Below are 19,935 nucleotides of genomic sequence, written 5' to 3'. Positions count from 1 at the left end.
TTCGCTCGGCCGAGGGCTCCGCCAAGTACCACGCTCAGCCGCCAACTACAGCACTCATCCGCCAACTGGAGCGCTCAGTCACATCACGACTGTGACTGAACGCTCCAGTTGGCCGGTGAGCGCTGTGTTCTTGGCCAGTTGAGTACTGGGGTGGCCTGAGGAGGCTCACGCTCGCTGATCGCAGAAGCAGCCCGGCCACGCCGAGTCGTACCAGAAAGCCCGTCGGCGCATGGCGGAGATCGCCTCAGCAGCCGGAATGCGCGCGGGACCTGGTTGCGGAGATCACCCTGGATGCGGCGACCGAATGGGGCCTCGCTGACGGGGCGGTGGTGTGGGCCGGGGTGAAGGCGACCGAGACGACCCTGGTCCCGCTCTGAGCGGGGCCGACCCGGTCCGCCGATCTCCATACGTTCTGGCCAGCGGAAACCGTCTGGACTCCGCGCATGGGACCGGCATGTCTTCTCCGGGGCCTCCGCCCACCGGGCGGGGGCGTCCGCATGTCATCCGTTCCCGTGGGGGCCACCGTCATGTCCTTCAGCACGCCCGGCTCACAGCGGCCTCCGCGGCCTCACCCGCAGCCAGGCCCAGCGCCTTGCCAGGCCCACCCCTACCCCGGCGGGCCTGCCCACGCGGCTCCGCCGGTGCCCCTGGGTGTGCTGCGCTCCCCGAAGGGCCTTGCTGACCTCCTGGTGTGTGGTCTGGGTCCTAGCGGTTATCATGGGCCGAGTCTCCAGCAAGACCTACGTGGTGGCCGAGACCGTGGACGAACTGCTCTCGGCGGGATTGCTCGGGATCGCCGCCGACCTGGTCACCGTGATCACCGGCGTACTCGCCATCCTCTTGTCCGTAAGCTGACGGCGATGCAGAACACGATGGCGACCGAGGGCCCGTACGCGCAGGCATGACGGGGCCGGCGCCCATCACCCCGGGACGGCCACGGCGGCCCAGACCGCGAACTCGCACCACACGCACGCTCAACTGGCCAACTGCGACGCTCAGTCACAACGACCCGGCCACCGCCTAAAAGGCCGACCATGCGGGCGGCATCCCCACGGCGGGGATGCCGCCCGCAGTCATCTTCGTGTGGGGCAGGTTGTCACCGCCTGGCGGGGCCGGCGCCCAGGACCCGGCGTCCGGAGCGAGGCCGCGCAGCACTCGGCTCGGTGACGGCCGGGGCAGCGGGCAGACGCTCGGCGGCGAGCTGGGCACGCGGCGCCGGAGGCGGATCGTCGTCCGTCTCGGCGACGGTGCGGATGGGGCCGGTGCCCAACTGGCGGCGGTGGTCGGTCATCGCCCCTTTGTCGCCGCTACGTTGTCGGCCCGGTGTCCCAGGTGGGGAAGGGGTCGGAAGCGGGCAGGGCCTCGCCTTCCCGCATGAGGCAGCCGGTCAGGGCCGTCCGCAACGGCTCCGCTTCCAACTGGGTTCCGATGAAGACGAGTTCCTGGGCGTAAGGGCTGTCGGTGTCACGAGCGGAGGAAGGCTCGAAGCGCGCCACCGAACCGGCCTGTGACCACAGTCCCGTCACACGGGGTCGGCTGGCGAGGGTGAAGAAGCCCTTGGACCTGAGAACCTGCCCGTAGGCGCCGCTGTCCAATGCCTCCGTCACGAACGTCCACAACCGCCTGGGGTGAAAGGGGACTTGGGAGCGGAAGACGGTCGAGGAGATGCCGTACTCCTCCGTCTCGGGAACGTGGTCGCCGTTGAGTTCTCTGACCCACCCCGGGGCCTGTTGCGCCCGCTCCAGGTCGAAACGGCCGGTGCCCAGGACCTCGCCGACCGGTACGCGGCCCCGCACGGCCGGCACCACGCGGGCGGCGGGGTTGAGCCGTGCCAAGGTGGCCCGCAGCCGGTCGGCGGACGCGGCGTCGACGAGGTCGAGCTTGTTGAGGACGATGACGTCGGCGAACTCGATCTGGCACATCAGCAGGTCGCTGACCGTGCGTTCGTCGTTCTCGTACTGGTCCAGGCCCCGTTCGGCCAGTTCGTCACCTCCGGCCAGCTCGGGCAGGAAGTTGGCGGCGTCCACGACCGTGGCCATGGTGTCCAACCGGGCCAGGTCGCCGAGGGTGGCACCGTCGTCGCGGGCGAAGGCGAAGGTGGCCGCCACCGGCATGGGCTCGGAGATGCCGGAGGACTCGATGAGGAGGTAGTCGAAGCGCCCCTCGCGCGCCAGCCGGTCCACTTCCTCCAGCAGGTCGTCGCGAAGGGTGCAGCAGATGCACCCGTTGGTCATCTCGACCAGGCGTTCCTCGGTGCGCGACAGGGCGGCCTCGCCGCCGCGCACCAGGGCGGCGTCGATGTTGACCTCGCTCATGTCGTTGACGATGACGGCGACGCGCAGACCCTCGCGGTTTTTGAGGACGTGGTTGAGCAGGGTGGTCTTTCCGGCGCCGAGGAATCCCGACAGGACGGTGACGGGAAGGCGCCGCGCGGGGGCGTGGGTCATGCCGGGTCAGCCTTCGGGGCGGAGCAGTCCGCGCTCGTACGCCTTGGCCAGCCGCTGGGGGACGCGGTACGGAACGCCGTCCACCGTGACCGTCACCAGCTGCGGCGTCGTGGCCTTCCACTGCGCGCGACGGTGCCGGGTGTCGCTGCGCGACATCCTGCGTTTGGGTACGGCCATGAGGACCTCCGGTGTGTTCGGTGAGCACGGCAGACAGTATCTGAAAATGGTTGTCATTACGACTCGGTGCTCGGCGTCGCCCGGGGGCAGAGGAGCGTTTCGTGTGCTTCCGGATCGCCTCGCTCCACCGGCCTGTGACCGCAGGGCGGTTCACGGTGTGTGGCAGGGCCTGGCGCGGCGAAGGTCCTGCCTGCGGGCTCCTCGGGCCGCCGTCATCGCCACCTGCTCCGGTGGAAGGGCCGGGCAGGCGGGGGGACAATCGTGTGACGACGGTTTTGCTTGGCTCGGCGAGAGGACCCTTCATGCAAGCGTTCTCAGGCCGCAGCCCGGGGCTCGTTGCCGGGGTTGCACTGGTTCTGCTGTGCGGCTGCGGTGCTGTGGAAGCGTCTCCCTCTTCCCGCGAGGCCCCCACATCGGCCGCCGTTCCGGTGGTCGCCTCCATCAACGTGTACGGGGATGTCGTCGAGCACGTGGGCGGGGACCGGGTCAAGGTCGTCTCGATCATCAGTGATCCGGCGCAGGACCCGCACGAGTACGAGGCGGAGACGCGCAACCAGCTGGAGCTGTCCCGGGCGAAGGTCGTCGTTGAGAACGGCGGCGGCTACGACGACTTCATGGGCAAGATGCTGCGCGGCGCCGGCAACTCCTCGGCCGAGGTCATCACCGCCGTGGAGGTGTCCGGCAAGGTCTCGGACGACGGCGGCGAGTACAACGAGCATGTCTGGTACGACATGCCCACCATGGCCCGGCTGGCCGAGCGTGTCGCCGACGCCCTGGCGAAGGCCGCCCCGGCGGACGCCGACGCCTTCCGGAAGAACGCCATCGAGTTCAAGGAGGACCTGCAGACCGTCCGTGCCGCGGAGGCGCGGATCAAGAAGGAGCACGGGGGCACTGCCGTCGCCGTCACCGAACCGGTCCCGCTGTACATGGTCGAGGCGTGCGGGCTGCGGAACGTGACGCCGCCGGACTTCAGCGAGGCCGTCGAGGAGGGCGACGAGGTCTCCGCGCGGGTCCTGCGGGAGACGCTCGGCCTGTTCGCCGACGGGAAGGCCGAAGCGCTGGTCCTCAACGAGCAGACGCCGAGTTCCCAGACTGAGAGGGTGGAGCGGGCCGCCCGGGACAACGGCGTCCCCGTGGTCCCCGTCACCGAGACCCTGCCCCCGGGCGAGGACTACGTCGCCTGGATGACCGGCAACGTCGATGCGCTCGGGCACGCCCTGGACACCTAGCAGACACCGCCACGGACATGCCATGGATCGTACGGAGGCCCTCGCGCCGCTCTCCCGCCGCGCCGCCCGCGGTGACGCAGGCCGCGCCGCCCCGGTGATCAGCATGCTGGGCGGGACGCTCGCCTACGGCGGCCGGATGCTGTGGCACGGGCTCGACCTTGAGGTACGGTCCGGCGAGTTCCTGGCCGTGCTGGGCCCGAACGGCTCCGGCAAGACCAGCCTGCTGCGGGTGATCCTTGGCCGGCGCCGGCTCACCGAGGGCTCGCTCACGGTGTTCGGCCATGCCGCCGGGCACGCCGGACGGCACATCGGATACATCCCGCAGCACAGGTCCCTGCCCGCGCACACCCTTGTGCGGGCGCGTGACGTGGTACGGCTCGGTGTGGACGGGCACCGGTGGGTTCCGTGGCCCAGTCGCCGCGCGGACCGCCGCCGCGCCGACGAGCTCCTGGAGGCGGTCGGGGCGGCGCCGTTCGCGGACGTACCCTTCGGCCGGCTCTCCGGGGGCGAGCAGCAGCGGGTCCGCGTCGCCCAGGCGCTCGCCACAGACCCGGGCGTCCTGCTGTGCGACGAGCCGTTGCTCTCCTTGGATCTCCAGTACCAGCGCGCCGTGACAACCCTCATCGACGGACGCCGGCGGTCCGCCGGCACCGTCGTCGTGTTCGTGACACACGAGATCAACCCCGTGCTGGGGATGGCGGACCGGGTCCTGTACCTGGCTCCAGCAGGGTTCCGGGTCGGCCCGCCGGAGGAAGTCATGACCAGCTCCGCCCTGACGGAGCTGTACGGGACGCGAGTCGATGTCGTCCACGTCGGGGGACGCGTAGTGGTCGTCGGCGTGCCCGACGGGGCCGTGCCGCACAACCACGGGAACGGCCCGAACGGCACTGGTGCGGACGCGGCGGCTTCCGGTGAGGGCGGACGGGCATGACCGTACGCGGGAAGCTCGCCGGCGCGACCACCGCGCGCGACGACGAGCGGGGTCTGTGGCAGGAGGTCTTCGACTTCGGTGACTACGGCGAACTGCTGGGCCTGGTCCAGGGCTCCCTCGTCGCCGGCGTCCTGCTCGGACTCGTGGGCGGGCTGGCCGGAGTCTTCGTGATCATGCGCGATCTGCCGTTCGCCGTGCACGGGATCAGCGAGCTGTCCTTCGCGGGCGCCGCCGCGGCCCTGCTGCTGGGCGTGAACGTGGTGGCAGGGTCCATCGTCGGGTCCCTGCTGGCGGCCGCCGCGATCGGCGTCCTCGGCGTCCGGGCCCGGGACCGCAACTCCGTGATCGGCATCATCCTGCCCTTCGGCCTTGGTCTGGGCGTGCTGTTCCTGTCGCTCTACGAGGGCCGGGCGGCGAACAAGTTCGGCCTGCTGACCGGTCAGATCATCGCGGTCGACAGCCCGCAGCTCGCCTGGCTCGCCGGTACGTCCGCGGTGGTGCTCCTGGCCCTGGCGGTGGTGTGGAGGCCGCTGACGTTCGCCAGCGTCGACCCGGAGGTGGCCGAGGCCCGTGGGGTGCCCGTGCGTGCGCTGTCCCTCGGGTTCATGCTGGTGCTCGGGCTCGCGGTGGCCCTGTGTGTGCAGATCGTGGGGGCGTTGCTGGTGCTTTCGCTGCTCGTCACGCCCGCTGCGGCGGCGGCGCGGGTCACGGCCTCGGCCGTGCTCCTGCCCCTGCTGAGCGTTGTCTTCGCGCTCGTTGCGATGGAGGGCGGGATGCTGCTCTCCATCGGTAGCAGTGTCCCCGTCTCCCCCTACGTCACGACCGTCTCCTTCCTGATCTATCTCACCTGCCGCCTTCACGGCTCGAAGCGGGTCGGCCGACTCGCCGGAGCGCGCCCCGTGGGCGCAGACTGAAGGTGGGGCCGTGACACCACAAGGCTCACATGGCGCATGCCGAGCCTCTCCGGTCCCTGGGCGAAGCGTCCGCCGCCGGGCAGAGCCCGACGCCGATCCGGAAGGAGCGGCTCATGAACCCCATGGCTGTCGCTGGTGCCGTAGCCGGCCGACTGGCCCACTACGCAGCCTCCGGAGTGATGGGCGGCCTGATCATCAAAGGTCTCTCCAAGCGGCTGCCGGACGGCACGCCGGCGGCGCGCAAAGCGGTCGTCGGCGGCATCGCGGGCGGGATCGTCGCCGGGCGCTGGCTTTCCTCGGCGGCCGAGGAGGCGCGGCTCAAGGCCGGTGACATGGTCGCGGAGGCCCGGACGAGCCTGGGCGAGGAGGCGCCACCGCCGTCTGCCGTCACGGTCGAGGGCCACGAACACGACCACGAGCACTGATCATGTCCGAGGTGACCGTGCGCTCGGTCGCCGCCGGCCGAGTGCGGCTGACCGTACCGTGGCTGCGCGCCCATCCGGGCAGCGCGGGGCTGGTCGACGAGCGGCTGGCCGGTCTCAGCGGCTTCCGGGCGCTGCGCATCTTCCCCCGCACCGGCAGCGTCATCCTCTGGATGACCCCCGACCTCCTCGACATCGACCGGCTGGTCGCCGCCCTCGAAGAGGCCCCGTCCCCGTCCGCGCCCGCCAAACCGACCCGCTCCGTTCCGGACTCGTCCACGGGCGAGCTGGCACGGCTGGCCGTCGGCGGCGCCGTACTGGCGATCGTGGCGGTCCGCCGGCTGCTGGCCAGGCCCCGCTTCCGCTTCGGCTCGTCGGGCCTCGGCGGGGTGCTCACCGTCCTCTTCACGGGGCTTCCGTTCTTCCGGGGGGCACTGCGCTCCCTGCGCGGCCGCAGCGCACCAGGTACGGACACTCTGGTCAGCGCGGCCACATTGATCTCACTCGTGCTGCGCGAAAACGTGGTCGCGCTCACCGTGCTGTGGCTGCTGAACATCGGCGAGTTCCTCCAGACCCTCACCCTGCGTCGCACGCGGCGCGCCATCGAGGAACTGCTCACGATCGGCGAGGAACGTGTCATGGTCGTACGCGAGGACGGCGTCGAGGCCGAGATCGCCCTCGACGAGGTGCAGCAGGACGACGTCGTCGCCGTGTACGAGCACCACCGCATCCCCGTCGACGGACATGTCCTGTCCGGAGAGGCCCTGGTCGACCAGGCGGCCGTCACCGGTGAGGCCCTGCCCGTCTACGCCCAGCAGGGCACCCATGTCTACGCCGGGACAATCGTCACCTCCGGCTCGCTCACCGTCCGAGCGGAACAGGTCGGACGGGACACCACCGTCGGCCGGATCATCACCCGCGTCGAGGAGGCCCAGTCCGACCGGGCACCGATCCAGACCGTGGCCAGCCGCTTCACCCGCCGCTTCGTTCCGGTCTCGTTCGCGGTCTCGGCACTGACGTACGCAGTGACGAGGGACCCTCGCCGGGCGATGACGATGCTGCTGATCGCCTGCCCCTGCGCGGCCGGCCTGGCCACGCCCACCGCGATCAGCGCGGCCATCGGGAACGGCGCGCGGCGCGGCACCCTCATCAAGGGCGGCACGCACCTGGAGGGCATCGGCCGGGTCACGGCCGTCGTCTTCGACAAGACCGGCACCCTGACCTTCGGCAAGCCCCTGGTGACGAGCGTGGTCACCCTCGGCGACCGGTTCACGGCCGACGAGGTCCTGAGCCTGGCCGCCTCCGGCGAGCTGCACGCCCGGCACCCGCTGGCCCAGGCGATCGTCGCCCACACCGAGCAGCAGCACCTCCACGTCCCCATCCACCAGGCGTGCGAAGTCGTCCTGGGCATGGGCATGCGCGCCGAACTCGACGGCACCCGGCTGCTGGTGGGCAGCCCCGCCCTGCTGCGCCAGCACGGCGTCGACCTCGATGACGACGCCCAGGGCTGGACCCAGCGGCTGCGCTCCGGCGGCGAGACGGTCATCTGCATCGCCCAGGACGAGAACCTGATCGGCATCCTCGGCGTGTCGGACGCCGTACGCGCCGGGGCGAGCACTGTCATCCGCCAGCTCCGCGACCTCGGCGTGTCCCGGCTGATCCTGCTCACCGGCGACGCCCCCGAGACCGCTCAGGTCGTCGCGGACACCCTCGGCATCACCGAAGTCCACGCGCACGCCCTGCCCGAGGGCAAGCTCCAGCTCATCCGCGACCTCCAGGCGGAGGGCCACACCGTCGCCATGGTCGGCGACGGCACCAACGACGCCCCCGCCCTGGCCCTCGCCGACGTCGGGATCAGCATGGGCGAACACTCCTCCCACGTCGCCCTGGAGACCGCCGACATCGCCCTCGCCGGCAACGACCTCCGCCAGGTCGCCGCCGTCGTCGAACTCAGCCGCCACACCCTGCGCGTGGTCCGCCAGAACTACGGCCTGGCCATCGGCGTCAACCTGCTCGGCCTCGTCGCCGGCGCCGGCGGCTCCATCAACCCCGTAGTTGCCGCCCTGCTGCACAACACGAGCAGCATCGCGGTCGTCGGCAACTCGGCCCGCCTGGTCAACCACACCCCCCACCTGCCCCGCACGACGGACGACCACGTGACGGCCGCACCGCTGGAGGACCGGCGCGTCCGCTGACCGGTCGGACTGCCACCGCCTCTCACACTCGCCAGAGCGAAGCCTTCCTCAAGCCCGCCTGCTAACTCATCACTCACCGACAACTCAGGGCATTGCGCTGACGTTGCGGTGCAAGGCCGCTGGTCACCTCATGGACGGCCGTGGCTCATGCCATGATCCGGCCTCATGGGGACCGTTCACTTTCACCCGCCTGGCTGGCCTCGTGGACAGACAGAGTCTGCGGGACCCTGGCGGCAATGACAGACGAGTTCGAGCGTCGGCACGGCTTTCCCGGCCTCAGCCTGTCATTCCGGCAGGCAGAACCCTTGCGACGTCCTGACAGCCCATGGGCATCGACCATCACCGGGCACTCCGCGTTCCGGCTCAGCCTCGGACGCTTCTCCGCCGAGCAGGACATCGATGCCGCCGTCCAGGAGACCGAGCAAGTCGCCAGCGGGTGATCCCTGCTCTGGTGGATGGGAAATGTTGCCCTCGCCGTCCAAGGAGGGCAGGAGGAGCTCATCATCGGCCTCAACGCCTCCTCGGAGGGCAGGGCGCGACCTCAGGAGGCACCCCTCAGTCAGACCGGGTTCCATGAGCGCATGTGCGTATGAGTACGCCTACTCATGCGGGGTGTGCGGCACCGGGCAGAGACTGTGTCCATGACACGGATCTCCGCTTCGATCACCCCGCTTACTCGCCCCCGGCGAGTCCGTACGGCAACCGCTTTGGCTGCCCTGGCGCTTGTCGGCTGCGGGAGCGAGAGCTCAAGTCACGGTGGGTCTCAGAGCAAGCCGGGCAGCAGCGTCGGTGCCAAGGGGAGCGCTACCCCGTTGAGCCCGAAGCAGAAGGGGTTCATGGCGATGCTCCACAAGGTCGCGCAGCCATGTTCTTCGACCGGCGAGTCCGAGGCCGAGACCGAATCCGGGCCGGGCCCGTCCGGCAAGAGGCCGACTGGCCCAGCGGGCAAGGGGAAGGAGTCCCTCGCCCCCGGCGAAACCCCTCCGGCCGAGCCGATCGATCCCGGTGCTCTCACGGGGCCTGCGGCGGAGTTGAACGCCCGTGACCAGTGCGCGAGCGTCCAGCACGAACAACGCATTGTCCAGGCGCTGCAGGCGGTTTCGGAACCCACCCCCGCCAAGGTCAGGAAGACCCTGAACGACCTCGGTTACATCGACGAACGTATCCACGACCTCAAGCAGGATGGCAAGATCACGCGCTTCTACCTGGACCTGCGCGAGAAGGGCGGCCGTCTTTGCGAGGAGGGCTCGGCAGCGGGCGTGGAAACGGATATCTCCCCGTGTGTCGCCGCCGCTGCGGGGCCTTTCGCAGTGGCGAGGCCAGGGGAGTAGAACGGTGCAGCAGCGCCGCGTGCAATTGGTCCCACACGCCGGCTTCGTTCCACGCCGCAAGGCGTCACCGGCAGGTCATGCCCGGACGGAAGCCCAGCTCCTGGGGCAGATACTCCTACTGGATGCCGGTGTGCGGCACGAACCGGATCCCGCACAACGCCTGTCGATCCGGCACCCGCGTACGACCCTCGACCGGCTTCGGCCCGCGCTCGGGCAGTAGCGGCTCGATGCTGGGTGCGGCAGAGAAGCATGCCGTATCGACAGTGCAACGTTGCCTTGCCTGAGGTCCGGGGGCACGGTGCTGTGCACGGTCAACCGGGGGCGGGTGTCGGGGACGTGGCGCGGTCCGTGAGGGTGTCGAGTTCGGCAGCGAGCTGGGGGTGGGTGGAGGTCAGGTGGGGGCGGGTGGCCTTGAGGGGCGGAATGAGGGCGGCCGGGTCGTCGAGGGAAAGGGCTGCTTCCAGTTGCTGGAGAGGGGTCTGGGCTGAGGAGGGGAGATCGGTGAGGGCGGTGATCTGGCCGGCGATGCGGCGCAGGTCGCCCGCGTTGCGGCGGGCTTGGAGCGCGGCGGTGCGGTCGGCGGCGCGGCGTTGGCGGGTGGCCTGCACGCGTTGCTCGCCGGTGGTTCCGGTGGGGCCGGGCCGGTTACGCAGATAGCGGCGTTCAGCGGCCTGGCGGCTGGCGACGCCGAGGGCGTGGGCGAGGTCGGCCCAGCTGGCGCCGAGGTGCCGGGCTGTTTCGATCAGGGGTGTTTCCCATCCGGCGAGCTGTTCGCGGACCTGCCGCAGAAGGAGTAGGGAATCCAGGACCTGTTCGGGGCTGACGTTTGCGTCGGCTGTGTCGAGGGCCTTCTGCTGGGCGGCGCGCAGGGCCTCATCAATTTTCTCCAGGGCCGTCGCCGCGGCGAGGAACGAGGCTGGGTTCTGGGCATCGAAGCCCGCGGAGCCGTGTTGGTCGGCTGTCATAGACACCTCCCTTGCTGTCATCCTTCCGATGACGACTGGCCTTGTCATCGGAACGATGACATGTTACAAGTTTTGTGAGGCGCATTGGCAGGTGCTTTACGAAGTCTTCTGGAGGTGTCTCGTGGTCTCGGCGTGCACCGGTCCATTCCGAGGACTCGACCGACAGGCTCAGCGTCTGCTGGGGTCGGGCACCGGGGCAGAGCGACCGCTGGGCGTGGCCGGCGGGAGTGTGCTGGTCAACACGCTGGACACCGAGCACCTCACGACAGACCGCGACGCCAGGGTGTTCGCCCGGTGTACGAGCGTGCCAAGCGCCGGGAAATCACCAAGCGGCGGAGGGCGGACACCCTGGCCTCGCCCCCTGCCCTCCGCTGCCATGGAACTCATGAAGGGTGGCGGCCGACGTGACCCTGCAACGCGAAGCATTCCTCGAGCATGTGAAGGAACGCGGCGAGTACGCCAGCCAGAAGGAGGCGGAGCGCGCCGCTCGCGTAGTACTCGCTCTGCTGGGTGCGCATCTGGTCGGCACCGTGCGTGCCCAGCTGGCAGCACGTCTGCCGGAGGAATTTGCCCTGATCCTGCTCAATCCGCTGCAAAGCGCGGAGCCGCTGTCACCGGAGCGTTTCGTCCGGGCGACATCCGCCTGGATCGAAGGGGCCACTGAACAAACCGCGGCCTGGGATGTCAGCGCCGTCCTCAGCACAGTCGCCGATGCTGCCGACGAGGACCTGCTCCATCAAGTCCTGCTCCAGCTTCCCGCAGGATACGACCTGCTCTTCGGCCGCCCCCAGTCTCTTTGATCAACCGCACGAACCGGTGCCCGGGCGTCTCGCCGAGCACCGACGCCGTGATCCCGCCGAGAGAAAGGCAAGGACCGCAGTGATGACCGACCGGCGTGCACCGCTCCAGCATCTGCCTGCCATGACGTTCGAGCAGATGCTGGAGAAGGTTCGCTATGAAGGCGCCTATCCCACACGGGAACGGGCCGAAGAAGCGGTCCGCTTGGTCCTTTCCGGACTGGGGCGCCAGCTGACGGGTGAAGAACGCGACGAACTGGCTGCCCGCCTGCCGCTTGAAGCCGCGCGCATCCTCACTCAGCAGGTTCCCGACTCCCAGGCGCTCACCGCGTGGGCCTTCGTCAAGGACCTCGCCGACCGTGCCGGTGCCCCGCTGGCCCCCACCCGATGGGACACTGGCTCCGTCCTCACCACCGTCGCCGCTTTGGCCGGGCCCGAACTTCTCACCCGGATCCTGCGTCATTTGCCCTCCGGCTACGCGCTTTTGTTCGGCCGTGCCGAACTCGCCCCTGCAGCCTGAGCCGTAGGGAAGACAGCAGCGGGCCTACCGGGCAGGCTTGGGCCGATGCTCCCGGACCCTGTCATGCAGGCCTGACCAGGCAACGTTCGCGATGCCGCCGCATTCCTGGAATGGCCGGGTCCTGTCCGATCGCTCCCCGAGACGACGGGGAGACCCGGCTTCACGCGACATCCGGAGGCGTGCTGGCGGCGGCGGGTGCGGGCGACGTGGTGCTGGGTGGTTCGGCCGGGGCAGGAGCGGCGGCGTATGGCGCAGTGGGCCGCGGAGTGGGAGCGCTTCGACACGAGGAAGGGATGGAAGACTGGCTGACCTGCCGCATCACCGGCCGATTCGGCTGATGGCCGGCAGGCCGTACGGCCACCAGGCCGCGAGCATGGCAGCAGGCTGCCGCGCCGCTGTTGATCACCGTGGAGATCACTGCCTCGGACAGGTCGGCCACCTCCATGGTCTGCTGTGCTGACACCGTGCGTGTTGTGCCGCTGCGAAATGGGCTGCTTCAGGTCGCGGCCGGGCGTTGGGGCACCACCGCGATCGGGCAGTCGGCGTGCTGGAGCGCGGCGTGCGCCACACGACCGAGAGGCAGGGCGACAGACCCGCGGCGTCGAGGGGCGCCGAGTACCAGCAGGTCGGCCGCAGTCGAGTGCGTGAGCAGGATGTGGTGGACAGGGCCCTCGGCGGTGACGTGCTGCACCGGTACGTCAGGGTGTTCGCGGGCCGGGCCGTGCAGGGCGTCGTCCAGCAGGGCGGCTGCCTGATCAGCGTAGTGGTGAGCAGGATCCCCGGTGAGCAGCGGATGTACCAGGGGGTGGTGGGAGGGGCGGCGCCAGACGTGTACGGCGTCCAGCGCGCAGTGTCGTGCTTCGGCCTCGCGGAGCGCGAACCAGATCGCCGCTGAGCAGGCCGTGGCATCGCCCACGCCGACCACGATGCGGCCATTGGCTCCTTGCCGGTTGTGCGGGGTACCACGGACCACGACCACCGGGCTGGGGGCATGTGTTGCCAGGAAGCGGCTGACCGAGCCCAGCAGCGCGCCCTTGATCGGTCCTCTGCCTCGGCACCCGGTCACGACGGCGGCTGCGTGGCGCGCCTCCCGCAGCAGCGCCGCCTCGGCGTCCTCGGGAAGGATGTCGAGGCTGATCTTCAGGTCCGGACAACGCTGCCGAGCTCGTTCGGCGGCCCGGTCGACGATGCTTTGGGCCAGGGTGCGCTCGGGGGGCACGTCGGCGGACTGGGCGAAGACGGGGCCCTCGTAGCGTTCCCACAGGGAAGCGTGCACGATGCGCAGCTCCAACCCGTGCAAGGCGGCCTCGTCCGCCGCCCAGTCGGCAGCCCAGAGGCCGGTCTCTGATCCGTCGACGCCTACGACCAGGGGCAGTGTCATCGATCCCACCGCCTTCAGATGCGCCAGGACAGTGTCTTTATTTTCCCGCGCCTTCAGAGCGCCGCCAAAGGTCGTCCCTGATGTGTCGGTGAGAAGCGGATCTGGCGTTGGGCGAGCCGCTGTGACACGGTCCTTTCCTCTGCTGTCAAGATCCAGCATCGGAATGTCCACCAGACCGGGGGAGGCCCCCCTATCTACACCACTGCTCGACCGCGCCACCAGCCCCAGCTATGTAAGAACGGGGATCGTCCGTGGCTGTTGCCTAGCATGAGACTCATGGCCGATGAGCCATCGGAGAAGCCGCGCCTGCTGCCAGGTAGCAACCCGCAGAGCATCAGCACGTGCGCTACCTGAGGAGCTCGACGAACGACTCGTTGCGCTTGTTTTCCTCGCATGCCGCAGCAGGTCGGCGGATCCGTAGGGGTCGCGCACGGTCAGCGCCGTACGGGCGTACGGGCGTACGGGCGTACGGGCTGCGCCAGTGCTCGAGGTCGACCACGAGGGCTGGCTCGTCTGCGGTCAGCGCGACGCAATCCCGGCCCTTGGCATGCATCAGCCCCCCCGCCCACCACCGTGCTAGGCGGAAGCGGTAGTGCCAGCCCGGCGCCCGTAGGGCTCGCCACCAGGACGGTTCGACCCGCACGTCCGCCACCGGGCCCACCAGTACGAGCACCGCCCGTCTCCCTGCGGTCAGGGCCAGAGACCAGGTCAGGTGGGCCACCAGCTGATCGCCCTCCACGAGGGCCCGTACCAGCGCAGCCAATCGCCAGCCGGGGGCACCGCATATGGATTCGGCCCGCGCCCGCGCTCCCGGGCACCCAAGGGATGAGGTGGAAGGGACATGGCCGATGAAACCCGCCCACATGGTGGGCATGTCCGACATGCGGGCCGCAACCGGATGCCGGCCGCTGCCAAGGGCCGCCCCCGCCTGCGACACCTGCCACGCACTGCTGCCCTGGACCGCCGATGCCACCGACGCCGACCTCACTGATATCGCCGAGAAGGCATCGGTTCCTGTCTTGGGCGACCTGGCGCGGGTCGTGCCGCCTGGTCAGTCCCGCACTCGAGCAGGCCCCCAGCGATCTTGCAGGCCGGATCAAACTCGTCCAGGTGAATCACCGCCAAGATCGAAGAAAAAAAGTTGAGTCGACAGGTGTCAACTTTCTGGTGGTGTGGTATATCGGAAGTAGAGCTCATGACACGGGGACGACGTAAAAGGAGGGATGGCCATGCTGATGCGTACGGATCCCTTCCGTGAGCTTGACCGGCTCGTCGATCGGGTCTGGGGCACGGCCGCGCACCCGGCCGGGATGCCGATGGACGCCTGGCGCGAAGGTGACACGTTCTTCGTGGAGCTGGATCTGCCAGGGGTGGACCCGGAGTCCGTCGATCTCGATGTCGAGCGCAACGTCCTGACGGTGAAGGCCGAACGCAAGCCGGCGTACGGCGAGGACACGACCACGGTGGTCACCGAGCGGCCCGCGGGGACGTTCAGCCGACAGCTGTTCCTCGGGGAAACCCTGGATACTGAGCGGATCGAAGCCTCCTACGAGGCGGGTGTGCTGAAGCTGCGGATCCCGGTTGCCGAACAGGCCAAGCCCCGCAAGATCGCAATCAGCGCAGGCGGCGACCGCAAGGAGCTGGGCAGCTGATCGAGGAACCACTGCCGAGGGCCCTGGGCGTCAGTCAGCCCGGGGCCCTTTCGCCGTTTGGGAAATGAGGACGCGTCACACCGCACCCCGGGGCCAACCGTTCATGCGTGAGACGTCCGCCCTCGCGGGTCATGGGTCCAGTGGGCAGACCACGCAGCTGCAACGTCATGGGGCAGTGGCGTGGTCAGCCGGCAAAGAGGGGTAAGAGATGACCTCTGGTTCGGGGCTGAGCGCTCGCCCTTCGAGGAGCTCGACGATCTCTTCGCTCGTTCCGTCGGTGTCGGACCGGTGTCGGCTCAGCGGCACGCGAGGCAGGCGGATATCGGCAGTCTGCTGTCCGAGCAGGTTCGTGGGCCGGTGGTGAGGGCTGGTCGCATCGCGATTGCGGACGGTAGCGAAGATGGATTTCCGGCATCGCAGGCCCCCGCGCTGGATATGACGCCATGCGCCGGCGGGAGCTTTCGCCGCCGTCGGCGAAGCGGGCGCTGCTCCACCCCTGTCGGCTCTTCCTCGGCTGGGCACCACCCACGTCCGCCCCACCCCCGCGGCCGGGCTGCCCTGGCCGGCTCCGGTCGGCTTCCCTCGCGGTGCCCGCCGCGCAGCCCTCCAGGCAGGCCCGGCGGGCGAGCAGCACGCCGACACTGGACGCGTCGGAATCCCGCCGACGGCGATTGTGGGAAAGCGTCGCCGCTGCCCAACGAGGTTCGGGGATGCGGTGAGGAGTTCGTGGGGTGCCTGGACGAGCTGCGTCACCGTCGTAGGCGCCGGCCGAGGTGATGAAGGAACGATGGATCGGGCAACACGTTCTGGCCTGCCCGGGGTGAGCTGCGGCTGCTCGCCGGGCCCCGTGTCAGGACGGGGGCAGCTGTTCCGGTTCCCCGCCGTCGGCGTCGAACGCCTTGGTGAAAGTGGCTCCGCAGCGGCAGCTGGAGTGCTCGACCAGTTCCCCGTTCTCCGACACACTCAGGCCCTGGCTGAGTCGTACATGCACATGATCGCCCATGAGGAGCTGCTTTCCTTGACGTTTCTGGCGAGGTCATGGTGGATGTTGCTGCTTTGCCCCGCAATGCCTCAGCTCACATCTGCGCTGTCGATCACGGCGCTGACTGCCCCGCTCATGTGTTGGCGTTCTGGTCGCGCTTCACGTCGTAGTCCCCGCTCCAGCGGTGCCAGCGCGAGCCGGGGGTTCACTCGACACGTTCGACAGCAAGCTCGGTGATCACTGCGCCTCACCTCCTGTCCGATGGGTGGGTGCAGTCCAGGGCGCTACGAGGGCCGTGCCGAGGGAGGGGCGAACGGACAGGAATTGAGTGAGACCGCTGCTGTGCAGGACCCGCTCCGCCGTCCCTTGGGGCCCACCGGGCGCAGAACTGCCCTGGGGGCCCTCGCCCCTGCAGCGTCCAATGGATAGCAGGGCGCACAGCCGCTGGTGTGGGCATGGATCAGCTCGGGCAGGTCCATGCGCGATGGCGGCTGCCGCGGAGTCACCCAGCTCCTGGCCGGTGGCCGCGCCAGAACCTCATTGATCTCCGTTGCGGCCCGGCCGTTCTCGGCAGTTCTTCGCCTCGGAGCTGCCACCCCCGAAGCGCTTCTGATGTCCCTGTCGTCCTTGACTTCGTCAGCCTTGACAAGACATGGCTCAGGTTTTATTTCATGGCTATAGGCAAGTCGGGCCCGAAACCACAGCTCGCAGCGGGTGAGGAGGTGGCGGGAATGCAGGCGCGTGACCGGGAAACAAACTTGTATGCAGTGCTGGGAGTGGATCCCTCGGCAACGGCTGAAGTGATCACTTCGGCCTTCCGCGCGCGGGTACGGGAACTTCGCCCTGACACTCGCGTCGACGCGGCCACCGCCACACGGTTCGGCGAGGTACGGGCGGCGTACGAGACCCTGCGGGATCCGGCCCTGCGCGCGGCGTACGACCAGACCCGCGAGCGGACAGACAAGCCGGCGCCTGGCCTTGGGCGTGCCGCCGCTCCGCCCGCGCGGCGCTGCACCGTGGTGCTCGGAGCCACACGCCCGGAGCCGCCACTGCGCGCGGGTCCCGTTCGCTGGGAGCCGATGTCCGGATGAACCCGGTACAGAGACGTGAAGCGAGCATGGGTGAGGAGGGAGAGCCAGATGGCACGTTCGGTCGGTATTGATCTCGGTACGACGAACTCGGTGGTCTCGGTCCTCGAAGGCGGCGAGCCCACCGTCATTGCCAACACGGAGGGAGCGCGTACGACCCCCTCGGTGGTGGCCTTCGCGAAGAGTGGTGAGGTACTGGTCGGAGAGGTCGCCAAGCGGCAGGCCGTGACGAACGTGGAGCGCACCGCGCGTTCCGTCAAGCGGTACATGGGCGACCACTCCTGGCGGTTTCCGGAGCACGGTGACATCGACGGCAAGCGGTACACAGCCCAGGAGATCTCCGCGCGGGTGCTGCAGAAGTTGAAGCGGGATGCAGAGGCGTACCTGGGAGAGGACGTCACGGACGCGGTGATCACTGTGCCCGCGTACTTCGACGACACTCAGCGGCAGGCGACCAAGGAGGCCGGGGAGATCGCGGGCCTGAACGTCCTGCGAATCGTCAACGAGCCGACCGCCGCGGCGCTGGCGTACGGCCTGGACAAGGAGAACGACCAGACGGTCCTCGTCTTCGACCTGGGCGGCGGCACCTTCGACGTGTCGCTGCTGGAGATGGGCGAGGGCGTCATCGAGGTCAAGGCGACCAACGGCGACACCCGCCTCGGCGGCGACGACTGGGACCAGCGCATCGTCGAGCACCTGGCGAAGCAGTTCAAGAACCACTACGGCGTCGATCTGTCCAGGGACAAGATGGCCGTGCAGCGGCTGCGCGAGGCCGCGGAGAAGGCGAAGATCGAGCTGTCCAGTTCGTCGGAGACCACGATCAATCTGCCCTACATCACAGCCTCTGCCGAGGGCCCGCTGCACTTGGAGGAGAAGCTGACCCGCGCGCAGCTCGAGCGGCTGACTGCGGATCTGCTGGAGAGGTGCAAGGCGCCGTTCCACAACGCGATCAAGGACGCCGGGATCAAGGTGTCCGATATTGACCACGTAGTCCTGGTGGGCGGTTCGACGCGTATGCCCGCCGTGACCGAACTGGTGAAGGAGCTGACGGGCAAGGAGCCGCACAAGGGCGTCAACCCGGACGAGGTCGTGGCCGTGGGCGCGGCCCTCCAGGCCGGTGTCCTCAGGGGCGAGGTCAAGGACGTCCTGCTGCTCGACGTCACCCCGCTGTCCCTCGGCATCGAGACCAAGGGCGGCATCATGACCAAGCTGATCGAGCGCAACACCACGATCCCGACCCGCCGTTCGGAGATCTTCACCACGGCCGAGGACAACCAGCCGTCGGTGCAGATCCAGGTCTACCAGGGCGAGCGCGAGATCGCGGCCTACAACAAGAAGCTCGGCATGTTCGAGCTGACCGGTCTGCCCCCGGCGCCGCGCGGCGTCCCGCAGATCGAGGTCTCCTTCGACATCGACGCCAACGGCATCATGCACGTCACGGCGAAGGACCTCGGCACCGGCAGGGAGCAGAAGATGACCGTCACCGGTGGCTCCGCGCTGCCCAAGGACGACATTGACCGCATGGTCCGCGAGGCCGAACAGCACGCCGAGGAGGACCGCCGACGGCGGGAGGCGGCGGAGACCCGCAACCAGGGCGAGCAGCTCGTCTACTCCACCGAAAAGCTCCTGAAGGACAACGCCGAACAGGTCCCGGCCGATGCGAGGTCCGAGACGGACACAGCGCTGGCCGACCTGAAGGAGAAGCTCAAGGGCGAGGACACAGCGGCCATCCGGCAGGCGATCGACCGTACGCAGCAGGCGGCGCAGAAGGTCGGCACCGCGCTGTACGACAGGTCGCGCGCCGAGCAGTCGGCGGGAGAGGCCGGGGCGTCTCCGGGCGGCGCGTCCGGTGACTCCTCGGACGACGTGGTAGACGCCGAGATCGTCGATGACGACAAGCCGGAGGCTGGCTGACGATGACCGGAAGCGGGCCGCAGAGCAGTGAACTGGCGGAACTGCGGCGCCTGGCGGAAGAGCGGACCGTCGACCTGCAGCGGCTGAAGGCCGAGTACGACAACTACCGCAGGCGGGTGCACCGGGACCGCCTGGCCGTACGCGAGATCGCGGTGGCCAACGTCCTCCGGGCGCTGCTGCCCGTCCTGGACGCCGTCGACCGGGCGTGCGCGCACGAGCCGCAGACCCAGGGCCTGAAGGACATCGCCGACAGCCTGCAGGACCAGCTCGGCTCGCTGGGCGTCATGTCGTTCGGTGAGGTGGGCGATCCGTTCGACCCCACCTGCCACGACGCCCTGACACACCACATCTGCCCCGACACCGACCGCCTGGTCTGCTCGGCGGTCCTCCGGCCCGGCTACCGCCTGGGCGACCACCTGCTGCGACCGGCCCACGTGGAGGTCACCGGGCCGGCCCCGCCCGCGAGCAGCACGCTTGGCGGCGACCGAGGCTTGCACCCTGCCACCCCGAACATGCACCACCCCGAGCTGTCGCGGGTGTCCGACGAGTCCCGGCGCACTGGCGCTCCGCCGGGTGGCCTTGAGTAACTAGATGAACGGGCTTCTTCCGATGGAGTGGAGTACGCGCACACCAACCTCCTGGTGACGGCGACGGGCAGAATGCTGCCCTCGGGTGGTGATGACTTTGTCTCCGCTCCCACGCGTTGGACGGACGCTGCCGGCCGCGCCGAATGCTGGCAGACGGTCTGCTGTCAAGGCGGACGGCCCCACATGGGCGCGCCGGGGCTGTCCGGTCGACGCCCTAAAGGAGTTCGGAGCGCTACCTCCTCCCATGTACTGACCATGCTTTCTCGGCAGCGGCGATTGGCCGTTCGTGGCCCCTGTGCCTACGGCGCACCGGGCCACCGAGCCCCCTCCCGCCTCGCCAGTTGCCCTGGTAGACCGAGCACGTGACTTGGTGGCTACGCCGTACACCAGACGTCAAGGCTCA

General features: G+C 69.3%; 21 protein-coding genes. 15 read left to right on the top strand and 6 right to left on the bottom strand.

The features are described from left to right. The first annotated feature begins 122 nt into the window (after window positions 1-122). On the top strand, window positions 123-377 hold the full coding sequence (locus tag ACLGIH_RS00885) for a TOBE domain-containing protein (RefSeq protein ID WP_416529253.1): 255 nt from the start codon (window positions 123-125) through the stop codon (window positions 375-377). Window positions 378-717: 340 nt separating this feature from the next. Then, complete coding sequence (locus ACLGIH_RS00880; protein WP_416523264.1) at window positions 718-855, top strand: hypothetical protein; 138 nt, start codon at window positions 718-720, stop codon at window positions 853-855. Between the two features lie 241 nt (window positions 856-1,096). On the opposite strand, the gene ACLGIH_RS00875 is transcribed toward ACLGIH_RS00880, so the two are convergent. Genes ACLGIH_RS00875 through rpmF form a run of 3 tightly spaced genes read right to left on the bottom strand, consistent with a single transcriptional unit; the run spans window position 1,097 to window position 2,624 of the window. After that, window positions 1,097-1,291, bottom strand: a complete 195-nt coding sequence (locus ACLGIH_RS00875; RefSeq protein ID WP_416523263.1) for a hypothetical protein — start codon at window positions 1,289-1,291, stop codon at window positions 1,097-1,099. A 16-nt stretch (window positions 1,292-1,307) separates the two neighbouring features. Next, window positions 1,308-2,447, bottom strand: a complete 1,140-nt coding sequence (locus ACLGIH_RS00870; protein ID WP_416523262.1) for a GTP-binding protein — start codon at window positions 2,445-2,447, stop codon at window positions 1,308-1,310. A gap of 6 nt (window positions 2,448-2,453) precedes the next feature. Further along, window positions 2,454-2,624, bottom strand: coding sequence for a 50S ribosomal protein L32 (rpmF, locus tag ACLGIH_RS00865; RefSeq protein WP_416523261.1), 171 nt, complete (start codon window positions 2,622-2,624; stop codon window positions 2,454-2,456). 302 nt (window positions 2,625-2,926) lie between these two features. Here rpmF and ACLGIH_RS00860 point away from each other — a divergent pair, with 302 nt between their 5' ends. The 7 genes from ACLGIH_RS00860 (at window position 2,927) to ACLGIH_RS00830 (ending at window position 9,646) form a co-directional block, all read left to right on the top strand. Beyond that, entirely contained in the window at window positions 2,927-3,853 is a 927-nt protein-coding gene (locus ACLGIH_RS00860; protein WP_416523260.1) for a metal ABC transporter solute-binding protein, Zn/Mn family, read from the top strand. A 22-nt stretch (window positions 3,854-3,875) separates the two neighbouring features. Next, window positions 3,876-4,784 (top strand): metal ABC transporter ATP-binding protein, encoded by a 909-nt coding sequence (locus ACLGIH_RS00855; protein ID WP_416523259.1) that lies wholly within the window; start codon window positions 3,876-3,878, stop codon window positions 4,782-4,784. Further along, on the top strand, window positions 4,781-5,698 hold the full coding sequence (locus tag ACLGIH_RS00850; RefSeq protein ID WP_416523258.1) for a metal ABC transporter permease: 918 nt from the start codon (window positions 4,781-4,783) through the stop codon (window positions 5,696-5,698). The genes ACLGIH_RS00855 and ACLGIH_RS00850 overlap by 4 nt, the downstream gene beginning before the upstream one ends. Before the next feature lie 113 nt (window positions 5,699-5,811). Next, on the top strand, window positions 5,812-6,123 hold the full coding sequence (locus tag ACLGIH_RS00845) for a DUF1490 family protein (protein ID WP_416523257.1): 312 nt from the start codon (window positions 5,812-5,814) through the stop codon (window positions 6,121-6,123). A 2-nt stretch (window positions 6,124-6,125) separates the two neighbouring features. Beyond that, window positions 6,126-8,315, top strand: a complete 2,190-nt coding sequence (locus tag ACLGIH_RS00840; protein WP_416523256.1) for a heavy metal translocating P-type ATPase — start codon at window positions 6,126-6,128, stop codon at window positions 8,313-8,315. Between the two features lie 236 nt (window positions 8,316-8,551). Beyond that, entirely contained in the window at window positions 8,552-8,755 is a 204-nt protein-coding gene (locus ACLGIH_RS00835; RefSeq protein ID WP_416523255.1) for a hypothetical protein, read from the top strand. 396 nt (window positions 8,756-9,151) lie between these two features. Continuing rightward, a complete protein-coding gene (locus tag ACLGIH_RS00830) occupies window positions 9,152-9,646 on the top strand; it encodes a hypothetical protein (RefSeq protein ID WP_416523254.1) in 495 nt (164 codons plus the stop codon). 311 nt (window positions 9,647-9,957) lie between these two features. On the opposite strand, the gene ACLGIH_RS00825 is transcribed toward ACLGIH_RS00830, so the two are convergent. After that, window positions 9,958-10,611, bottom strand: a complete 654-nt coding sequence (locus ACLGIH_RS00825; RefSeq protein WP_416523253.1) for a type III effector protein — start codon at window positions 10,609-10,611, stop codon at window positions 9,958-9,960. A 404-nt stretch (window positions 10,612-11,015) separates the two neighbouring features. Here ACLGIH_RS00825 and ACLGIH_RS00820 point away from each other — a divergent pair, with 404 nt between their 5' ends. Both ACLGIH_RS00820 and ACLGIH_RS00815 read left to right on the top strand, forming a co-directional pair. Further along, window positions 11,016-11,411: a DUF2267 domain-containing protein gene (locus ACLGIH_RS00820; protein ID WP_416529252.1), complete on the top strand. Its 396-nt coding sequence runs from the start codon at window positions 11,016-11,018 to the stop codon at window positions 11,409-11,411. A 79-nt stretch (window positions 11,412-11,490) separates the two neighbouring features. Then, window positions 11,491-11,928: a DUF2267 domain-containing protein gene (locus ACLGIH_RS00815; protein ID WP_416523252.1), complete on the top strand. Its 438-nt coding sequence runs from the start codon at window positions 11,491-11,493 to the stop codon at window positions 11,926-11,928. Window positions 11,929-12,424: 496 nt separating this feature from the next. On the opposite strand, the gene ACLGIH_RS00810 is transcribed toward ACLGIH_RS00815, so the two are convergent. Further along, window positions 12,425-13,309: a universal stress protein gene (locus ACLGIH_RS00810; RefSeq protein ID WP_416523251.1), complete on the bottom strand. Its 885-nt coding sequence runs from the start codon at window positions 13,307-13,309 to the stop codon at window positions 12,425-12,427. 1,229 nt (window positions 13,310-14,538) lie between these two features. Here ACLGIH_RS00810 and ACLGIH_RS00805 point away from each other — a divergent pair. Next, window positions 14,539-14,961: an Hsp20/alpha crystallin family protein gene (locus ACLGIH_RS00805; protein WP_416529251.1), complete on the top strand. Its 423-nt coding sequence runs from the start codon at window positions 14,539-14,541 to the stop codon at window positions 14,959-14,961. Window positions 14,962-15,811: 850 nt separating this feature from the next. Here ACLGIH_RS00805 and ACLGIH_RS00800 read toward each other — a convergent pair. Next, on the bottom strand, window positions 15,812-15,964 hold the full coding sequence (locus ACLGIH_RS00800; protein ID WP_416523250.1) for a hypothetical protein: 153 nt from the start codon (window positions 15,962-15,964) through the stop codon (window positions 15,812-15,814). Between the two features lie 434 nt (window positions 15,965-16,398). Here ACLGIH_RS00800 and ACLGIH_RS00795 point away from each other — a divergent pair, with 434 nt between their 5' ends. The 3 genes from ACLGIH_RS00795 to grpE are packed head-to-tail and all read left to right on the top strand — an operon-like array spanning window position 16,399 to window position 19,532. After that, window positions 16,399-17,034 (top strand): J domain-containing protein, encoded by a 636-nt coding sequence (locus ACLGIH_RS00795; protein WP_416523249.1) that lies wholly within the window; start codon window positions 16,399-16,401, stop codon window positions 17,032-17,034. 48 nt (window positions 17,035-17,082) lie between these two features. Beyond that, on the top strand, window positions 17,083-18,945 hold the full coding sequence (gene dnaK / locus ACLGIH_RS00790) for a molecular chaperone DnaK (protein ID WP_416523248.1): 1,863 nt from the start codon (window positions 17,083-17,085) through the stop codon (window positions 18,943-18,945). Window positions 18,946-18,947: 2 nt separating this feature from the next. Continuing rightward, window positions 18,948-19,532, top strand: coding sequence for a nucleotide exchange factor GrpE (gene grpE / locus ACLGIH_RS00785; RefSeq protein WP_416523247.1), 585 nt, complete (start codon window positions 18,948-18,950; stop codon window positions 19,530-19,532). The last annotated feature ends 403 nt before the right edge of the window (window positions 19,533-19,935 follow it).

Source organism: Streptomyces hamibioticus, from assembly GCF_047946815.1.
Taxonomy (GTDB): domain Bacteria; phylum Actinomycetota; class Actinomycetes; order Streptomycetales; family Streptomycetaceae; genus Streptomyces.
This window is presented reverse-complemented; position numbering and strand designations above follow the sequence as displayed.

Coding starts and splice junctions, on each gene's coding strand:
- ACLGIH_RS00880 (WP_416523264.1), top strand. CDS start 718: ATGGGCCGAGTCTCCAGCAAGACCTACGTGGTGGCCGAGACCGTGGAC.
- ACLGIH_RS00875 (WP_416523263.1), bottom strand. CDS start 1,291: ATGACCGACCACCGCCGCCAGTTGGGCACCGGCCCCATCCGCACCGTC.
- ACLGIH_RS00870 (WP_416523262.1), bottom strand. CDS start 2,447: ATGACCCACGCCCCCGCGCGGCGCCTTCCCGTCACCGTCCTGTCGGGA.
- rpmF (WP_416523261.1), bottom strand. CDS start 2,624: ATGGCCGTACCCAAACGCAGGATGTCGCGCAGCGACACCCGGCACCGT.
- ACLGIH_RS00860 (WP_416523260.1), top strand. CDS start 2,927: ATGCAAGCGTTCTCAGGCCGCAGCCCGGGGCTCGTTGCCGGGGTTGCA.
- ACLGIH_RS00855 (WP_416523259.1), top strand. CDS start 3,876: ATGGATCGTACGGAGGCCCTCGCGCCGCTCTCCCGCCGCGCCGCCCGC.
- ACLGIH_RS00850 (WP_416523258.1), top strand. CDS start 4,781: ATGACCGTACGCGGGAAGCTCGCCGGCGCGACCACCGCGCGCGACGAC.
- ACLGIH_RS00845 (WP_416523257.1), top strand. CDS start 5,812: ATGAACCCCATGGCTGTCGCTGGTGCCGTAGCCGGCCGACTGGCCCAC.
- ACLGIH_RS00840 (WP_416523256.1), top strand. CDS start 6,126: ATGTCCGAGGTGACCGTGCGCTCGGTCGCCGCCGGCCGAGTGCGGCTG.
- ACLGIH_RS00835 (WP_416523255.1), top strand. CDS start 8,552: ATGACAGACGAGTTCGAGCGTCGGCACGGCTTTCCCGGCCTCAGCCTG.
- ACLGIH_RS00830 (WP_416523254.1), top strand. CDS start 9,152: ATGGCGATGCTCCACAAGGTCGCGCAGCCATGTTCTTCGACCGGCGAG.
- ACLGIH_RS00825 (WP_416523253.1), bottom strand. CDS start 10,611: ATGACAGCCGACCAACACGGCTCCGCGGGCTTCGATGCCCAGAACCCA.
- ACLGIH_RS00810 (WP_416523251.1), bottom strand. CDS start 13,309: ATGACACTGCCCCTGGTCGTAGGCGTCGACGGATCAGAGACCGGCCTC.
- ACLGIH_RS00805 (WP_416529251.1), top strand. CDS start 14,539: ATGCTGATGCGTACGGATCCCTTCCGTGAGCTTGACCGGCTCGTCGAT.
- ACLGIH_RS00800 (WP_416523250.1), bottom strand. CDS start 15,964: ATGGGCGATCATGTGCATGTACGACTCAGCCAGGGCCTGAGTGTGTCG.
- ACLGIH_RS00795 (WP_416523249.1), top strand. CDS start 16,399: ATGGATCAGCTCGGGCAGGTCCATGCGCGATGGCGGCTGCCGCGGAGT.
- dnaK (WP_416523248.1), top strand. CDS start 17,083: ATGGCACGTTCGGTCGGTATTGATCTCGGTACGACGAACTCGGTGGTC.
- grpE (WP_416523247.1), top strand. CDS start 18,948: ATGACCGGAAGCGGGCCGCAGAGCAGTGAACTGGCGGAACTGCGGCGC.